This window comes from Comamonadaceae bacterium M7527 (assembly GCA_021044545.1).
GTDB lineage: Bacteria > Pseudomonadota > Gammaproteobacteria > Burkholderiales > Burkholderiaceae_C > RS62.
The window spans coordinates 1,586,595-1,602,631 of sequence record CP087990.1 but is presented as its reverse complement, the minus strand read 5'-3'; the positions used below and the strand labels follow the sequence as shown (position 1 = coordinate 1,602,631).

The 16,037-nt window shown below is 57.6% G+C and carries 13 protein-coding genes and 1 riboswitch; of the genes, 11 read left to right on the top strand and 2 right to left on the bottom strand.

Going from position 1 to position 16,037, the window contains the following annotated elements; all coding sequences use genetic code 11:
• Nucleotides 1-45: 45 nt before the first annotated feature.
• The gene (argP, locus tag LN050_07815; GenBank protein ID UFS55708.1) at nt 46-972 is read left to right on the top strand and encodes an HTH-type transcriptional regulator ArgP; all 927 of its coding nucleotides are present in this window, start codon (nt 46-48) and stop codon (nt 970-972) included.
• Here the strand turns inward: argP and LN050_07810 are convergent.
• Complete coding sequence (locus LN050_07810; protein UFS55707.1) at nt 969-2,225, bottom strand: D-amino acid dehydrogenase; 1,257 nt, start codon at nt 2,223-2,225, stop codon at nt 969-971. The two genes, argP and LN050_07810, sit on opposite strands and share 4 nt — an antisense overlap.
• 102 nt (nt 2,226-2,327) lie before the next feature.
• A riboswitch (glycine riboswitch) is annotated at nt 2,328-2,445 on the bottom strand.
• Nucleotides 2,446-2,618: 173 nt separating this feature from the next.
• On the opposite strand from LN050_07810, the gene argS reads away from it, so the two are divergent.
• The 8 genes from argS (at nt 2,619) to LN050_07770 (ending at nt 10,738) form a co-directional block, all read left to right on the top strand.
• On the top strand, nt 2,619-4,295 hold the full coding sequence (gene argS / locus LN050_07805; protein UFS55706.1) for an arginine--tRNA ligase: 1,677 nt from the start codon (nt 2,619-2,621) through the stop codon (nt 4,293-4,295).
• Nucleotides 4,296-4,333: 38 nt separating this feature from the next.
• A complete protein-coding gene (locus LN050_07800; GenBank protein UFS55705.1) occupies nt 4,334-5,002 on the top strand; it encodes an SPOR domain-containing protein in 669 nt (222 codons plus the stop codon).
• 97 nt (nt 5,003-5,099) lie between these two features.
• Nucleotides 5,100-5,741 carry a thiol:disulfide interchange protein DsbA/DsbL gene (locus tag LN050_07795; protein ID UFS55704.1) on the top strand — a complete coding sequence of 214 codons (642 nt, stop codon included), beginning with the start codon at nt 5,100-5,102 and terminating at the stop codon, nt 5,739-5,741.
• 127 nt (nt 5,742-5,868) lie between these two features.
• Nucleotides 5,869-6,480 (top strand): lipopolysaccharide transport periplasmic protein LptA, encoded by a 612-nt coding sequence (gene lptA, locus LN050_07790; GenBank protein ID UFS55703.1) that lies wholly within the window; start codon nt 5,869-5,871, stop codon nt 6,478-6,480.
• 22 nt (nt 6,481-6,502) lie between these two features.
• A complete protein-coding gene (gene lptB / locus LN050_07785) occupies nt 6,503-7,330 on the top strand; it encodes an LPS export ABC transporter ATP-binding protein (GenBank protein UFS57360.1) in 828 nt (275 codons plus the stop codon).
• Nucleotides 7,331-7,335: 5 nt separating this feature from the next.
• Complete coding sequence (gene rpoN / locus LN050_07780; GenBank protein UFS55702.1) at nt 7,336-9,027, top strand: RNA polymerase factor sigma-54; 1,692 nt, start codon at nt 7,336-7,338, stop codon at nt 9,025-9,027.
• Entirely contained in the window at nt 9,024-10,307 is a 1,284-nt protein-coding gene (locus LN050_07775) for a THUMP domain-containing protein (protein ID UFS55701.1), read from the top strand. The genes rpoN and LN050_07775 overlap by 4 nt, the downstream gene beginning before the upstream one ends.
• Nucleotides 10,304-10,738, top strand: a complete 435-nt coding sequence (locus LN050_07770) for a putative toxin-antitoxin system toxin component, PIN family (GenBank protein UFS55700.1) — start codon at nt 10,304-10,306, stop codon at nt 10,736-10,738. The genes LN050_07775 and LN050_07770 overlap by 4 nt, the downstream gene beginning before the upstream one ends.
• Here LN050_07770 and LN050_07765 read toward each other — a convergent pair.
• Nucleotides 10,735-12,654: an ATP-binding cassette domain-containing protein gene (locus LN050_07765; GenBank protein UFS55699.1), complete on the bottom strand. Its 1,920-nt coding sequence runs from the start codon at nt 12,652-12,654 to the stop codon at nt 10,735-10,737. The two genes, LN050_07770 and LN050_07765, sit on opposite strands and share 4 nt — an antisense overlap.
• Nucleotides 12,655-12,831: 177 nt before the next feature.
• On the opposite strand from LN050_07765, the gene LN050_07760 reads away from it, so the two are divergent.
• Both LN050_07760 and LN050_07755 read left to right on the top strand, forming a co-directional pair.
• On the top strand, nt 12,832-13,329 hold the full coding sequence (locus tag LN050_07760; protein ID UFS55698.1) for a (2Fe-2S)-binding protein: 498 nt from the start codon (nt 12,832-12,834) through the stop codon (nt 13,327-13,329).
• Nucleotides 13,326-15,602 (top strand): molybdopterin-dependent oxidoreductase, encoded by a 2,277-nt coding sequence (locus tag LN050_07755; GenBank protein UFS55697.1) that lies wholly within the window; start codon nt 13,326-13,328, stop codon nt 15,600-15,602. The genes LN050_07760 and LN050_07755 overlap by 4 nt, the downstream gene beginning before the upstream one ends.
• The last annotated feature ends 435 nt before the right edge of the window (nt 15,603-16,037 follow it).

Genomic DNA, 16,037 nt, shown 5'->3' with positions numbered 1-16,037 from the left:
TAAACAAACTAAAATATGAAATAAGTCTATTAAAATTTATTTAATATGAGCCTGCACTTAGACCCCAAGCAACTAGATGCACTGCTGGCAGTGGCTGAGCACGCCAGCTTTTCAAAGGCGGCCGTTGCGCTGCGTTTAACGTTGGCTGGCGTGTCGTTGCGGGTGAGCGCGCTAGAAGAGTCGTTGGGCCAGCGCCTGTTGCTGCGCGGCAAACGGGTTACTGTCACGCCCAGTGGCGCCAAGTTGTTGGCACATGTGCGCCAGGTGCGCCTCATGGAGGCGGATGTGGTGGGTGAGCTGCAAGGCCAGACTGAGGCCGCCAGCACACGTGCCATGCAAACGCTGGGCGTGGCCGTCAACGCGGACTCACTCACTACGTGGTTTTTAAGCGGCTTGGCGACCACGCTCAAGCGGCACCGCTTGCTGCTAGACATCACCATTGATGATCAAGACCACACGCTAGAGGCTCTGAAGCAAGGCCAGGTGGTGGGGTGTGTCACCACGTCCAGCCAGTCGTTGGCTGGTTGCACAGGGGTGCCGCTTGGGGTCATGCGTTACCGCTGTGTGACATCAAAAGCCTTGCGCGACAAATGCACCACGTCTGCGGGCAATGTGTCGCTGCACCGCATGCTGACCAATCCCGCTGTTGTGTTTAACCGCAAAGATGGTTTGCAAGATGCCTTTTTACGCCAGCACTTTGCGCTGACGCACGCAGCATACCCCCGTCATTTTGTGCCAGCCGTTGATGCGTTTGAGCATGCGTTGGCCCAGGGTTTGGGATGGGGCATGGTGCCAGAGCTGATGCTGGCCAAGCACGCGCAGGGTATGGGGCTGGTGGAAATGTTTGACGGCAAAGCTGTTGATGTGCCGCTGGTTTGGCAACACTGGACCAAAGAGTCCAGCGCTGCCAAACGCTTAACGCAAGCAGTGGTAGCGGCTGCCAGGCAGCACCTGCTGCCTCACCTTGGTTAAAGGTTGGTAAACGCAAAGTCCACTTCGGGCGTTTTGCCGTTGATGATGTCGGCAATCGCTGCGCCTGAGCCGCAGCCATGTGTCCAGCCCAAGGTGCCGTGGCCCGTGTTCAAGTACACATTGCGCGTTTTAGACTTGCCTATATAGGGCACGTTGCTGGGTGTGGTTGGGCGCAGGCCCGTCCAGTAGCGTGCGCCCTCACCGTCTGTAATGCCAGGGAATAGTTCTTTGGTACGGCGCACTATGGCTTCACATCGACGCAAATTGAGGTCGGTGTCGTAGCCGTTGAGCTCAGCCGTGCCAGCAATGCGCAGGCGGTCGCCCAGGCGTGAGAACACCAGCTTGTATTCGTCGTCTGTGAGTGAGGTGGTGTAAGACGCCTCTTCATTGATGACAGGTAACGTCACCGAGTAGCCTTTTGCGGGGTAAATGCGCAAGCTTTGACCCAGCAAGTCCTTCCAGCGGCTGCTGAATGAGCCCAGGCACATGACGTAGGCATCGGCTGCGTGCGTTGTGACGACGCCGTCGCTGTTTGCAATGCGCAGTGACTGCAGTGTGTCGCCAGTTTTGTTAAAGCTCACAATGCGTGTGTTGTACATAAACTGCACGCCTTTGTCAGCGCACATTTGCGCCAAGAGATGTGTGAATTTGTGTGCATCGCCAGACTCGTCGCTAGGCGTCATGCTGCCGCCCACAATCTTGTGCAGGCTGGGTGCCAGTGCAGGCTCAATAGCGACGCATTCGGCGGGTGACTTCATATCGAGCTCGCAGCCATATTCGCGCATAACGGCGGCGGGCGCTTGCGCGCTGTCAAACTCTTGCTCGCTGGTATAGAAATGCAAAATGCCTTTGGTCGCTTGGTCGTAAGCGATGCCAGTCTCGCTGCGCAGCGCTTGCAAGGTGTTGCGGCTGTACATGCCCAGGTTCACCATTTGCTTGATGTTGTGGCGGGTGCGCGCAGTGGTGCATTCACGCAAAAACGACAAGCCCCAAAGCCACTGGTTCAAATCTGGGCGAATGCGAAACAGCAGGGGCGAGTCTTCTTTGCCCAACCACTTCAACACTTTTAACGGCGCGCTTGGGTTGGCCCACGGCTCTGCGTGCGATACCGATATCTGCCCGCCATTGGCAAAGCTGGTTTCCAAACCAGCGCCGGGTTGGCGGTCAATAACGGTGACGTCGTGGCCGGATTGCGCCAAAAACCAAGCTGTCGTGATGCCGGTAACGCCGGCACCCATAACGGTGATACGCATGAGATTTATCTTTCCAGGATGCACAAGCTCACGCGCTGTGGCGTGGCCGGTGACAGTTGCAGCAAAAGACACGCCGTTCAAGCTGGGCTTGTTTTGCGTGTTGCCGCTCCCACTGTCCCTTGTACCTGAGAGATTCAAGCAGCCCGCGCCATGCGTGCTGCCTTTGCTCCTTCGGTGGCGACGGGCTTGTTGGCCCGGCGCACTCTCCAGTATCGGCTGTTTGTCTAATCAATACACGGGCCTGAGCGATCATGGGAGATTGCGCCTTCGGCGGTAACGCGCGGTCAACTGCTTGAGCCATGCGTCACGCTCTCTTGACTAGAAGAAAGTATTTTAGTGGCTGCGCAGGACTGTTTGTGAATTTGCATGGGTGTGACCCTCTAAAATCAACGCATGATCGCGATCAAACAACAATTAATTGAAGCCGTGCAAGCTGCACTCAACCAGGTAGCACCTGATGTGGGCTTGGTGGCCAACCTGGAACTACCCAAGGTCGCCGCGCACGGCGACTTTGCCATTACAGCCGCCATGCAGCTGGCCAAGCCACTAGGCACCAACCCCCGTGCCGTGGGCGAGGCGCTGATGGCAGCGCTGAACGCTCAGCCGGCTGTGCAGCAGTGGGTGAGCGGGCTGGAAATAGCCGGGCCTGGCTTTATCAACATGCGCCTAAGCCCCAGCGCCAAGCAACAAGTCGTGCGCGAGGTGTTGTCTGAAGGCGAGTTGTTTGGCCAAAGCAAGGCCAATGCAGACCACAAGTTGTTGGTGGAGTTTGTGTCTGCCAACCCCACCGGGCCACTGCACGTAGGCCACGGCCGACAAGCGGCGCTGGGCGATGCCATTTGCAACTTGTTTGCATCGCAAGGTTGGAAGGTGTGGCGCGAGTTCTACTACAACGACGCAGGCGTACAAATAAACACCTTGGCCACGTCGACGCAGGCGCGAGCCAAAGGCCTCAAGCCTGGCGATGACGCCTGGCCAGAGCCCGCCTACAACGGTGACTACATCAGTGACATCGCGGCAGACTTTGTAGCGAAAAAGACGGTTCGCGCAGACGACCGCAGCTACACCGCCAGCGGTGATATCGACGATTTAGACAGTATTCGCCAGTTTGCAGTGGCTTATTTGCGCCATGAGCAAGATTTGGACTTGCAAGCCTTTGCGGTGAAGTTTGACCACTACTACCTGGAGTCCAGCCTGTACAGCGATGGGCGTGTCAATGACACGGTCGCCAAGCTGCAAGCAGCAGGCAAGACCTTTGAAGAGGGCGGTGCGCTGTGGCTTAAGAGCACAGACTATGGCGACGACAAAGACCGTGTGATGCGTAAAACGGATGGCGCCTATACCTACTTTGTGCCAGATGTGGCTTATCACATAGCCAAGTGGGAGCGCGGCTTTGAGAAGGTCATCAACATACAAGGCATGGACCATCACGGCACCATTGCGCGCGTGCGTGCAGGATTGCAAGCGGTGAATGTGGGCATTCCCCAAGGCTACCCAGACTATGTGTTGCACACCATGGTGCGCGTGATGCGCGGTGGCGAAGAGGTGAAAATTTCCAAGCGCGCTGGCAGCTACGTGACCTTGCGTGATCTCATTGAGTGGACCAGCAAAGACGCCGTGCGCTTTTTCTTGCTGAGCCGCAAGCCCGATACCGAGTATGTATTTGATGTGGACTTGGCGATTGCCAAAAACAACGACAACCCGGTTTACTACGTGCAATATGCACACGCGCGTATTTGTTCGGTATTGGCGACGTGGGGTGGCGATGTTGCGTCACTCAAAGATGTGGCACTAGACGCGCTGGATGGTCAGCAGGCGCAGGCGCTGTTGATGCAGTTGTCCAAGTACCCGGCCATGCTGGCCGATGCCGCAGTTGGTTTGGCGCCGCATGACGTGGCTTTTTACTTGCGGGATTTGGCTGCCTGTTACCACAGCTATTACGATGCAGAACGTATTTTGGTAGACGATGACGCTGTAAAGCTGGCGCGCTTGGCCTTGGTGGCTGCCACCGCGCAAGTGCTGCGCAACGGTTTGAGTATGCTGGGCGTGGGTGCGCCTACGCGCATGTAAAGCAACGTAAAAGCATCAATAACTAGGGAAGAACAACCATGCATAAACAAGCAGGCGGTACCGTATTGGGTTTGGTGTTGGGCATATTGATAGGTTTGGCCAGTGCGCTGGCTGTGGCGGTTTACGTCACCAAGGTGCCAGTACCGTTTGTCGACAGAGGCGTGGCGGGGTCGCCAGGTGCTGATGCTGAAGAGGCCAAGAAAAACAAAGATTGGGATCCCAATGCACTATTGGGTGGTACCAGCCGCCCAGCCAACATGCAGGACTTAGAGCCTGTGGCTGTGCCAAAGCTTGCCGAGGGCGTTGAGTTGAGCGGCGATGCACCGCTGCGAGCGCCCGCCGTGTCTAGCGACCCGCTGGGTGACTTGGCCAAGGCCAAAATGGCGGGCGATGACTTGGCAAAAGCCAATGCAGGCACTCAAACCCCACCACCCGCCCCTGCAGCTGTAGCGGTGAGTGGCAGCGCAAAAACCGACTTTTATGTTCAGGCCGGTGCATTTGCCACGGTAGATGAGGCCGAGTCGCAGCGTGCGCGATTAGCCATTATGGGCATAGATGTGCGTGTGAGCACCACACAGCGTGATGGCCAAACACTGCACCGCGTGCGCTCAGGCCCTTACCGCGACCGTGATCAGGCCAATGCCGTGCGAGAGCGTCTGACACAGGCGGGCGTGTCGAACAGCCTGGTGGCAGTGCGCCGTTTGTAAAAGCTCGGCCAGCGGGAACTTTAAGCCTGGCCAAGCCCCCAATCACACAGCGCAGCCCACCGGGCGCAGTTAACTACAACATCATTGGAGAGTCGGTATGACGGAATCTTTAGGACGTCGCAGCTTTGCGGTAACAGTGGCGGGTTTGGCCGCAGGCATGGCCTTGCCGATGGGCTCTTTTGCGCAAGGCCGTTTTCAGGAGGGCGTGAACTACACCCGCCTGCAGTCACCCGTGGCGGTGGACAGTGCGCCCGGTCAGGTTGAGGTGCTTGAGTTTTTTGCTTACACCTGTATTCATTGCTACCGCTTTGAACCCGACTTTGAGCGTTGGATGAGCAAGCAGTCCGCAGGCGTGGTCGTGCGTCGCGTGCCGGTTGCCTTCAACACAGCCATGGAGCCTTTGCAGCGATTGTATTACGCGCTGGAGTCCATGGGTCTGGTTGAGAAGTTGCACGGCAAAGTGTTTGCCGCTATTCACAACGATAAGCAACGCCTGCTGTCTGCGCAAAGCATTGTGGCTTGGGTCGTTGCTCAAGGCGTTGACCAAAAAGCGTTTGAGATGGCGTTTAGCGGTTTTAGCGCTTCTGGCAAGGCCAAGCGTGCTTCGCAGCTCACCGCCGCTTATGGCGTTGAGGGTACGCCTGCTTTGGGCGTTGCAGGGCGTTTTTACATACCCGGTCAAGGCCCCAAATCTTTGGATGTGGCGGATGATTTGATTGTGCGTGCCCGCACCATCTAAGCGCTTCAATGTTGTCCAAAGGGCGTTGCTGGCTAGCCGGCTGACGCCCTTTTTTGTGCGCGCGCGGTCGCGTTGTTCAACGCTGTTGATAGGTCTTTGGGTTTGGCTACAATGTTATGCAATAACTATGCCTAAGCTACCTCTCCATCCACCAGTTCAAGTGTTCGCACGCCAGTCAGCAGCGTTGCGTTTGGCGTCGCTGATGGTGTTCAGTTTGCTGGTTGCTGCCTTGTTGTGCATGCCCGTGCAGGCCAAGCAAGGCGACAAGGACCAACCCCTTTACGCGACTGCCGACGCCTTGCGCGTAGACGATGCAAATCGCGTGAGTGTGTTTACCGGCAACGTCGTAATTACCAAGGGCAGTATTGTCATCAAGGCAGACCGCTTTGAGGTGCGCGATGGTGTCGACGGCGCGCAAATTGGTATTGCCACGTCATATGCTGGCCGCCTGTCCACGTTTTCCCAAGACCGCGATGTCGACAACGAGTCCATTCGAGGTCAAGCCACCCGCATTGACTACAACAGCGCCACAGAGCGCTTGGCGTTAACCGGCAAAGCAGTGATGCGGCGTTTTCGTGGCGACACCATGGCAGATGAGACGGCCGGCGAGCGCATTGTGTATACCTCGCAAGACGCCAGGTTTGTGGTGGACGGGGCTGTCAAAACCGGCTCGCAGTCTTCAGGTCGCGTGCGCGCCGTGCTGGCACCAAAGCCCAGTACGCCAGCGCCCAGCAACTAAGCAGGCATCCAGCATGACCGATATGTCTGACGCACTGACCAAGCACTTATCTGACGCTGAGGCCAGCGCCTTGGACGGTGTGGCAACTGCACCTGCGCAAACCGCGCCAGTTAAGCAATTGGTCGCGACGCACTTGCAAAAGAGCTACGGCGGACGCAAGGTGGTCAAGGATGTCAGTTTGGCCATTAACGAAGGCCAGGTCGTGGGTTTGCTAGGCCCCAACGGGGCTGGTAAGACGACCTCGTTTTACATGATTGTTGGTCTGGTGCGTGCCGATGGCGGCCACATCGAACTAGACGGCGAACGCATAGAGCGCCAGCCCATGCACAAACGTGCAACGCGTGGTTTGGGTTACTTGCCACAAGAGGCCAGTATTTTTAGAAAGCTCAACGTACAAGATAACGTGCGCGCTGTGCTGGAGCTGCAGCGCGACGCACAAGGCAAAGCCTGGAGCGAGGCAGCTATTCAAAAGCGTTTGGACGATTTGCTGAAAGACCTGCGGGTTGAGCATTTGCGCGAGTCCAGCGCCATGGCCTTATCCGGTGGTGAGCGTCGTCGTGTAGAGATTGCGCGGGCACTGGCAACCAATCCGCGCTTCATATTGCTAGACGAGCCATTTGCGGGCATAGACCCCATTGCGGTAATTGAGATTCAGCGCATTATTCAGTTTCTCAAGGGACGGGGCATTGGCGTGCTCATTACAGACCACAACGTTCGCGAAACCCTGGGTATTTGCGACCACGCCTACATCATCAGCGATGGCCAAGTGTTGGCCCAAGGCACACCCGCGCAAATCATCGATAACGTCGATGTGCGTCGTGTGTACCTGGGTGAGCACTTCCGCATGTAGGGCGCATGAAGCAAGGTTTATCACTAAGAGTTTCCCAACAGCTCACGCTCACGCCTGCGTTGCAGCAATCCATCAGGTTGCTGCAGCTGTCAACGCTAGAGCTGTCCAGCGAAGTCGACCAAATGCTGGACGACAACCCGTTTCTGGAGCGTGCAGACGAGATCGCCGAGCGCGAGCAATTTGGCGTGGACCAGGCAGATACTGCGGTTAGCCAGGGTGATGCGATTGCGGAAGTGGCGCAAGATAGCAATCAAGACGCCAACCCGGAAGCCTCTTTCGATGTCGCTTCAGATACGGACACATCACACCACGACGAGTTTTCCAACTTTGACTCGCCGCTAAGTGCACCTAGCAGTGAGGCTGGCGCAGAGGCCGCCACAGATGGCAGCACGCCAGACTGGGACGGCGACGGCACTGTGGAAATTGCGCCCAACGACTCGGAGTGGGGCAGCGACGCACCAGCCAGTACTCCCAAAGGCAGTGGCGACGGCGAGGCCACTGCCCAAGACCTTGCGAGTGCGGCCGTCAGTCTGCAAGACCACTTGCACCAACAAGCCTTGGGCCTGCGTTTGAGCGACGAAGAAAAAGCGGCGCTGTACATGCTGATTGAGTCATTGGACGAAGACGGCTATTTGGCCGACAGTTTGGGCGATTTGGCGCACAGCCTGGCCGGTGACGACTGGGCCGCACATGATGACTTTGTGGTGTTGTTTGAAGACGCGCTAGAGCACTTGCAGGCCATGGAGCCCATAGGCGTAGGGGCGCGAGAGCTGACAGAGTGCTTGCGTTTGCAAATTGAAGATATGCGCAACACACCGGTTGCACAAGCGGCCCTGGCCATAGTTGCCAAGCCTTTGGAGCTGCTGGCTAAGCGGGATGTGAAGCGTTTGGCGCAGCTGTGTGACGTTGACGAAGAGCTGGTAAAGCAAGCCATTGTGTTGATACAGCGCCTAGAGCCCAAGCCCGGTCGGCGCTTTGTACAAACCGAGCGCAACGTGGTGGTACCTGACGTGATTGTGACGCGCGCGGGTGAGGGTTTCAAGGTCTCGCTAAACCCCAACGTGATGCCGCGTTTGCAAGTCAGTGACATGTATGCCAGCGCGCTCAAAACATCCAAAGCGGCAGACCGCGCGGCCGAAAAAGCCGACCTCAAGCTTGACGCCAATACAGATGCTGCGGCACAGGCAAAGCCAGGTGACAAGGCAGATGACGCCAACGCCATGCAACAACGCTTGCAAGAGGCCCGCTGGTTTATCAAAAATATCCAGCAGCGCTTCGAGACCATTTTGCGGGTGTCCAGCGCCATTGTTGAGCGCCAGCAGCAGTTCTTCATACACGGTGAGTTGGCCATGAAGCCCATGGTGTTGCGCGAAATTGCTGACGAATTGGGCTTGCATGAGTCCACCATCAGCCGCGTCACCACCGCCAAGTACATGGCCACGCCGCAAGGCACGTTTGAGCTGAAGTACTTCTTTGGCTCTGGCCTGGGTACGGAGTCTGGTGCCAATACATCCAGTACCGCCGTGCGCGCTTTGATTAAGCAGTTTATTGCTGCCGAGACATCCAAAAAACCGCTGTCAGACAACCAGCTATCGGAGTTGCTGCGCGAAAACGGTATTGAATGTGCCCGTCGCACGGTGGCCAAATACCGTGAGGCCATGCGTATTGCGCCGGCCAATTTGAGAAAAGCACTGTGAACAATTTGCAATTATTTTTGCCATGCCCCGCCGGCGTGGAAGACATGCTCGCCGTAGAGGTGGCCAAGGTCTTGAACGAGCCCGCAGATATTGCCAAGGCTGTGCGCGGTGGTGTGCGAGTAGAGGCCTCGTGGCGCGAGGTGATGCTGCTAAACCTGCATGTGCGCTTGGCCCAGCGGGTGCTGGTGCAGCTTGCCGACCAGCCTTATCGTTTGGAAGACGACATATACGCTGCAGCCAATGATGTGGCTTGGGAGGCATGGTTTACACCTCGCCAAACCTTTAAGGTGGACATCACCTCGCAGCACAGCCCACTCAAGAGCCTGAACTTTGCCGCCTTGCGCGTGAAAGACGGCGTGGTGGACCGGCTGCGTACCAAGTTTGGCACGCGCCCAGACGTAGACACGGCCCGGCCGAACGTGCGCGTGCATGCGCACTTGGACGCCTCGCACGTCACTATTTACATTGACACCAGCGGTGAACCTTTGTTCAAGCGCGGCTGGCGCGAAGACAAGGGCGACGCGCCGTTGAAAGAAACCTTGGCTGCCGCCATGATTGCGGCGACCGGTTGGGATGCCACCACCACGCCCCTTTATGACCCTTGCTGCGGCAGCGGCACGGTAGCCATTGAAGCTGCGCAAATCGCTTGCAATATGGCAGCTGGTCTGCAACGGCGTTTTGGCTTTGCCAATTTGCTGCCCTATCAGTCGCATGTGTGGGAAGGCTTGCTGGACCAAGCCGAAGACAGCGTGTTGCGTACACCCAGCGCCAGCGGTGAGGTACTGGTGTTTGGCTCAGACGTGTCGCACCGAATGGTTGATTTTGCTGAGCGCAACGCACACAGGGCGGGTGTGACACACGCTGTGCAGCTGCGCGGTGGTGATGCCTTGCAGCGCACGGCCCCCACCGATAAAACCGGCATTTTGTTGTTAAACCCACCCTATGGCGAGCGTATCGCCGCAGCTGGTGTGGCGGGCGAGCGTGCTGCAGACCGTGCGGGCAGGCATGCAGAGCGCGGCGGCGACCAGGTATGGCGCGAGGCCGCACAAGTTGATGGCGGTGAAGACAGCGGGGAAGGTGATGCGTTTTTTGCTCGCCTGGCGACGCACTGGAAGCACAACTTTGGTGGCTGGCAAGCGTGGCTACTCACGCCTGACATGAAGCTGCCCGGCAAAATGCGTATGAAAGCGGCGCGCCGCGTGCCCATGTGGAACGGTCCTATTGAATGCCGATTGTTCCGCTTTGACTTAACCGCCATGGGCAAGCGTCACGGCGAATGACCAGCGCGCCACAGCGCTGGGTCATAGATACCAATACAGCGTTAGATTTTTTGGTTTTTGAAGATCCCAGGGCGCAAAGCTTTTTTAACAGCTTGCAATCAGGCCAAGCGCAATGGTGGGTGTGTGCGCCCATGCGTGACGAACTGATGCGCGTACTGGGCTACCCACTCATAGCCAAACGCCGAGCGAAGCGTACCTTGACGGTGGATGCGGTGATGCAAGTGTTTGACCGTTTAACCCATATGGTCAATGTGCCCGCCAAGGCCATCTACACCTGTAAAGATGCAGACGACCAAGTGTTTATTGACTTGGCCGTGGCTTGCCAGGCCACGCTGGTGAGCAAAGATAAAGCTGTGCTGGCCATGCGTGGCCGACTCAAAAAACTTGGAATCCAGGTGGTGGCTTCGCTAGAGCCATCCAAGGCTATTTAGCCGCCTAGCGCTTCCATGCGCTCCATGGCCACGAGCAACTCGTCGTCAATCACACCAAGCCGCGTGGCCAACTGAGCGGCCAAGGCGGGGTCTTTGACGTACAGGCTGCCGTCAGCAAGCTGCGCACTGGCCTTGGCGTGTTCGGTCTCCAGAGCCTCAATGGCAGCGGGTAGCGCATCCAGCTCGCGCTGCTCTTTGTAGCTGAGCTTGCGCTTGGCGACAGGCGTTGCATTGGGCGTTGTTGCTGCCTGATCAGCGACTCGCGCCGAGGACTTGTCAGCAGTATCAGCCTTGGGCGGTGTATTCGCGCTGGCGCGGGTTAGCGCCCATTGCGCAGCGCGTTCAGATTGGGTGAGCCAGTCTTGTACGTTGCCTTCAAATTCGCGCCAAACGCCTGGTCCTTCGTTCACGATGGTGCTGGTGACCACGTTGTCCAAGAATGCGCGGTCGTGGCTGACCAAAAATACCGTGCCCGTGAATGTGGCCAATACGTCTTCCAGCAAGTCCAATGTGTCAATGTCCAAGTCGTTGGTGGGTTCGTCCAGCACCAGCACGTTGGCGGGGCGGGCAAACAGGCGCGCCAGCAGCAAACGGTTGCGCTCGCCGCCAGACAATGTACGCACCGGCGCATTGGCGCGTGCGGGTGAGAACAAAAAGTCGCTCAGGTAGCTTTTAACGTGCGTGCGCCTACCGTTAATTTCTATCCATTCGCTGCCGGGGCTGATGGTGTCTTCCAGCGTTGCGTCCAGGTCGATTTGGTCGCGCATTTGGTCAAAGTAAGCCACTTGCAGCTGGCTGCCCAAGCGCACTTTGCCGTTGTCGGCCTCTAGTTGACCCAAGATGATTTTGAGCAGCGTTGTTTTACCAGCGCCGTTGGGACCTATGAGGCCCACTTTGTCGCCTCGCAAAATCGTGGTGCTGAAGTTGCGGACCACTTGGCGTGCCGTCTCACCTTGGCCAAATGTTTTGTTGACGTCTTCTAGCTCGGCCACAATCTTGCCGCTGTTTTGTCCAGTAGACACATCTAGGCGCACACGGCCCACCACATCCCGGCGCTGTTCGCGCTGTTTGCGCAAGTCCTGCAAGCGGCCAATGCGGCTTTGGCTGCGAGTGCGACGTGCTTCCACACCTTTGCGCACCCATACCTCTTCTTGGGCCAGTAGCTTGTCTGCTTTGGCGTTGATCACCGCCTCTTGCGCCAGCTGCTCTTCTTTTTGCAGTTGGTATTGCTCAAAGTTACCGGGGTAGCTCAGCAGCTTGCCGCGGTCCAGCTCCACAATGCGTGTGACCACGCGATTCAAAAACGCGCGGTCGTGGCTGATGGTGACCACACTGCCTTTAAAGCCTATCAGTAAGTCTTCAAGCCAGACAATGGCGTCCATGTCCAAGTGGTTGGTGGGCTCGTCTAGCAGCAGCACATCAGGGCGGCTGACCAAGGCTTGTGCCAAGGCCACACGTTTGCGCATGCCGCCTGAGAGCTGGCCCACTCGGGCGTTGGGGTCCAGGCGCAGGCGTTGCAAGGTTTCGTCAACGCGCTGCTCCCAGTTCCATCCGTCCTGAGCCTCAATAATGGTTTGCAGCGCGTCAAGGTCCGCATCCGCGTCACCACTGAGGTATTTGTCTCGTGCTTCCTTGAGCTGGGCAATGCCGTCGCTGGCCGAATCAAAAATGGTGTGGTCCGCATTGAGCAAGGGCTCCTGGGCGACGTAGGCCACGCGCACGCTGAGCTGGCGTTGTACTTCGCCATCGTCGGGCTTGTCCATGTTGGCCAAAATCTTGAGCAGGGACGACTTGCCTGTGCCGTTGCGCCCAATGAGGCCTACGCGCTCTTGTGTCTCCAGTGCGAAGTCGCAATAGTCTAGTAATGCCACGTGGCCAAAAGCCAAATGTGCCTGATTCAGTGAAATAAGTGCCATGTGCGTGCCTAAGCCAGAGGCTAAGCTAAAAATGATTACAGGTGGGGTCCGCTGGGGGCGTGCCGTGTACGACGCATTGCTTGAGGGGTTTTCAATAGGTGCGTTGTTGCACATGTTGTGCAGGGCTATAGTGTCCCAGATTACCCAACGCTTATTTAGGAAGGCGACAGATTCAACATGGATTTGCTCATAAACGGTGACAACCACACGGTAGATGTGGCGCCAGATACCCCCTTGTTGTGGGTGCTGCGCGACAACTTGAACTTAACCGGCACCAAGTTTGGCTGTGGTATCGCGGCTTGTGGCGCTTGCACGGCTCACCTGAACGGGCAAGCCGTGCGTACTTGTGTATTGCCGGTATCAGCAGCCCAAGGTCAAGCCATTACGACTATTGAGGGACTGGCGCAAGGCGATGAACTGCACGCGGTTCAGCAAGCATGGATTGACGAGCAAGTGCCGCAGTGCGGCTACTGCCAGTCTGGCATGTTGATGGCGGCGGCTTCATTACTTGCTGGTAACGCGGCACCCACCGATGCTGATATTGATGCTGCGATGACAAACATATGCCGCTGCGGTACTTACCAGCGTGTGCGCGCTGGCATACACCGCGCTGCCAAAGTGTTGCAGTCTCGTGCGCCCGCGCTACCCAATACTGCAGCAGGGGGTGAGTCATGAAGCGGCGTCACTTTATCTTGGGCGCTGCCGGGTTTGGTGGCGCACTGGTTGTTGGTTGGGGCGTTATGCCGCCACGCTCGCGCCAGGGCAAGCCCGAGTTGTTGTCTGTGCAAGCAGGCGATGTGGCGCTCAACGGGTGGCTCAAAATCGCCGCCGACGGCGCAGTTGTGTTGGCTATGCCACGCAGCGAAATGGGGCAAGGCGTGCACACCGCACTGCCCATGTTGGTGGCCGAAGAGCTCAATATGCCTTTGGCCAATGTGCGCATCGAGCAGGCTGGCCTTGACGCGATATATGGCAACGTTGCCATGCTCATGGGCTCGCTGCCGTTTCACCCCAGCGCCACGGAGGGGCCAGATGTGGCCACGCACATACGCGCGACCCAGTGGGTGGTCAGCAAGTTGGTACGCGAATTAGGTATCAATGCCACCGGCGGCTCATCGTCAGTGGCTGACGCGTGGGAGCCTGTACGTGTGGCTGCGGCGACGGTGGGTGCGCGGTTGCGCCTAGCGGCGGCGGCTCAATGGCAAGTACCGGTTGAGTCTGTGCGTTTAGAGGATGGTCTGGTTGTCTCGGGCTCTCAAAGTGCTGGCTTTGCCCAGTTGAGCCAAGCTGCCGCGCGAGTGGACGCAGTAACCGTGACGCTCAAACCTCAATCGGCATTCAAGTTACTGGGTCAAGCCACACCGAGGGTAGACATCCCTTCAAAGGTAGCGGGTCAGGCCGTATTTGGCATTGATGTGCGCGTGCCCGGCATGGTGTTCGCGGTGGCACGTATGGCGCCCACTTTGCAAGGCGATGTGGCATCTATTGATGTGTCCCCCGCCACTGCGCTAGCCGGTGTGCTGCAGGTGGTTCAGTTCCCGCCAGACGCGCAAAGCGCCGGAGGCTATGCTGTCGTTGCCAAGACGACTTGGCAGGCCAAGCAAGGCGCTGATCGCGTGGCTGTGACCTGGGTCAATGCACAAGGGGCGCTTGCTGATACAACGGTGATTGCAAAACAGCTGCGCGCAGCATTACAGGCGCGGGATGGCTTTGCGTTTTATGAGCGCGGCGACGTTGCCAGCTGGCAAGCAACGGCAGCCAGCCAAGTCGCGGCAACTTATGAGGCCCCTTATTTGGCGCACGCCACCTTAGAGCCTATGAACTGCACGGCACAGTTGCTGGGGGACACACTCAAACTGTGGGTGCCTACACAAGTGCCGGGTATGGTGGCGGCCAAGGCCGCAAGCGTTGCTGGCGTTGACTTGGAGCAAGTTGAGCTGGTCGTCACGCAATTGGGCGGCGGTTTTGGCAGGCGCCTAGAGGTGGACTTTGTCGCTCAAGCGGTTCGGGTGGCAATGGCCATGCCGGGCCAAGCCGTGCAGCTGTTGTGGGAGCGTGAGCAAGACATGCGTCACGACTACTACCGCCCTATGCATGTGGCGGCATTGTCTGCTGGTGTGCGTGCCGATGGTGTGATTGACGGCTTGCGCATTGACTCGGCGGGTGATGCCATCACGCCGCGCTGGATGGCCAGAGGCTTGCCTAAGCTGTCAGGCCCTGTGGACTTGCCAGACAAAACGACGGCAGAGGGCTTGTTTGACATTCCCTATGGCTTTGCGCACCAGCGCATGGCACATACGGCGACCAACAGTGGTGTACCGATAGGCTTTTGGCGCTCGGTTGGGCACTCGCACAATGCATTTTTTTCAGAGTCATTTGTGGACGAGCTGGCCTATGCGGCACAGAAAGACCCGGCCGCATTTAGACAGGCGCTTTTGACTGAAGCCCCGCGCCATAAAGCGGTGCTGGACCGAGCGTTGAAAGAAGCCAGTTGGGGCCAGGTGCTGCCAGCGGACCAAGCGATGGGTGTGGCGCTGCACGAGTCGTTTGGATCCATCGTTGCGCAGGTCGCCCGCGTGCAGGCCATGCCCAGCGAGCGGTGGCGGGTTGTCGAGGTGCACTGCGCGATCGACTGCGGTGTCGTGGTAAACCCCGAAACCGTGGCGCAGCAAATGGAAGGCTCTGTCGTATTTGCCCTGACTGCCTTGGCATACGGGCGCATTGACGTCGAAGCGGGTGTCGTGCGGCAAGGCAACTTCCCCGACTACCCCATGCTTAGTCTGGCGCAAACGCCTACAGTACACACGCACATTGTGCAAAGCAACCGGGCACCGGCTGGTGTGGGTGAGCCGGCCGTCCCGCCGCTTGCGCCAGCAGTCGGTAATGCGTTGTTTGCGCTGACACGCAAGCGTCACAGAAGCTTGCCCATAGAGGGCATTGCCGTGTAGGGTCGTGTAGGGCTTTGCCGCCTGATGAGGGCGGCTCAAAGACCAGAGTGTCTCTTTGCACGCGCCTCGAAATTATTTATGGCGGGTTTGACGGCGCCATTAAATCTGTCGTATACTGCAAGGCTTCGCTGCTGACGATGGCTTGTTTTCAAGTTGGCCCAGCAGTTGGCCTGGTCAAAAAAATTAGTAGAAACCCTAAATTTTTTCGGCAGGTTGTAAAAAGTGTGTCATAATCGAGGGCTTCGCTGATCGCGGCGGGGCTTTTAGAGAAAAAGGTTCATTAACAAATTACAGCCGATAAGCGTGGGCGTTTGGAGTTAGCGACGTGCTGACAGTTCTTAGGAACACAACAAACGCTCACTAGAACAGTAAAGATGTGGAGTCAATGACTTCATGTTGGTTTTAATGAGTGGCCAAGTTTACTTGGCAAACAAT